Consider the following 1649-nt stretch of genomic DNA (forward strand, 5'->3'; position numbering starts at 1 on the left):
AAGGGCAAGCTACTGAATTTGTTGGAAGAATCGCGATATTTCCGCAGGTAAAGCCCGGCGGTTTCAGGTACACTTTAGATCAAGCGACTGATTCTAAAGACAAACCCGCAACCGCCGGAGCCAACAATGCGTCAAGAACGCACCGTCCAGAGCAGTATATTCGATCTTTTCTCCGGACACGAGATCGGCTGTGAACTGAAAGCGATGTCGCAATGGCTGGACGCCCATCGCGACCTGCTCGAGTTAGTGGCTGGGGACTTGCACCGGCATGGGGTCAAGCAAACCGGCCGCGAGAGACTGCCGGCGGTGCTGCGCTGCGCTTTGCTCAAGCAGCACCGCCAACTGAGCTATCAAGAGCTGGCCTTCCATCTGGAAGACTCCGCCTCGTTCCGAGCTTTTGCCCGGCTGCCGTGGGGCTGGAGCCCGAAGAAGTCGGTCTTGCACAAGACGATCAGCGTGCTTCGGGCCGAGACCTGGGAAGAAATCAATCGGACGCTGCTTTTGAGCGCCCGGCAGGACAAGATGGAAAGCGGCAAGGTGGTGCGGGTCGACAGCACCGTCACCGCAGCGCTGATGCACGAGCCGAGCGACAGTAGTCTTTTGTGGGACTGCGTGCGGGTGATGGTGCGGCTTCTCGATGCGGCCGATGCCTTGGGCAGCACCATCCCATGGCACGATCACTGCCGCGCGGCAAAGAAGCGGGCGCGGCTGATCCAGTTTGTCCGCGGTCGCCCGAAACGGATCAAGCGCTACCGCGAGTTGCTCACAATCAACCACAAAACCCTGGAGTATCTGAACCAGGCGGCGGCGCAGTTGCCTTTGGCGTCGGGCCCGGCCGGCGAACTCTGGCAGGCCGTTGTCTGCCACTACCGGCTGCTGATCGAGCGGATCATCGCCCAGACCGAGCGGCGGGTGCTGGCCGGCGAGGCGGTGCCGGCCGGCGAGAAGCTGGTGAGCTTGTTCGAGCCGCATGCCGAAATCATCGTCAAGGGCAGCCGCGACGTCCAATATGGCCATAAAATCAACCTCACCAGCGGCAGAAGCGGACTGATCCTCGATCTCGTCATCGAAGCCGGCAACCCGGCTGATAGCGAGCGTCTCTTGCCGATGCTGGAACGCCACATCGCCTTCTATGGCGAGGCGCCGCAGCAGGCGGCAGCCGACGGCGGCTATGCCGGCCGCAACAATCTGCGCCAGGCCAAGGAGCTCGGCATCAGCGACATGGCCTTCCACAAAAAGGCCGGCCTCAAGATCGAAGACATGGTCAAAAGCCGCTGGGTCTACCGCAAGCTCAGAAACTTCCGCGCCGGCATCGAGGCCGGCATCTCCTGCCTCAAACGGGCCTATGGTCTGGGACGCTGCACTTGGCGCGGGCTCGACCACTTCAAGACTTACGTCTGGTCCTCAGTGGTGGCTTACAACCTCGCCCTCTTCGCCCATCTCAGCCCAACCTGACATCCCATTCGACCAGGTTGAGATGGACCGGCGCTCGCCGGTCGCTGGCTGTGCGCGTGTTCTCGCCAGAAAGCCCTTCCCCGGCGATTTACACCCATCATGCCGACCACTCAGCTTCGAAGGCGCTGCCCATTGAGTCGCAAACTATTGTAAACGCAATAAAAATAGTGGGTTTATGGACGGACACTAGACTA

General features: G+C 60.7%; 1 protein-coding gene. It reads left to right on the forward strand.

Annotation, left to right across the window (positions count from 1 at the left end; all coding sequences use genetic code 11):
- Positions 1 to 126 precede the first annotated feature (126 nt).
- Positions 127 to 1455 carry an ISNCY family transposase gene (locus EH240_RS36860; RefSeq protein ID WP_125007228.1) on the forward strand — a complete coding sequence of 443 codons (1329 nt, stop codon included), beginning with the start codon at positions 127 to 129 and terminating at the stop codon, positions 1453 to 1455.
- Positions 1456 to 1649 lie beyond the last annotated feature (194 nt).

The sequence above is a fragment of the Mesorhizobium tamadayense genome (assembly GCF_003863365.1).
In the GTDB taxonomy this organism is placed as follows: Bacteria; Pseudomonadota; Alphaproteobacteria; order Rhizobiales; family Rhizobiaceae; genus Mesorhizobium; species Mesorhizobium tamadayense.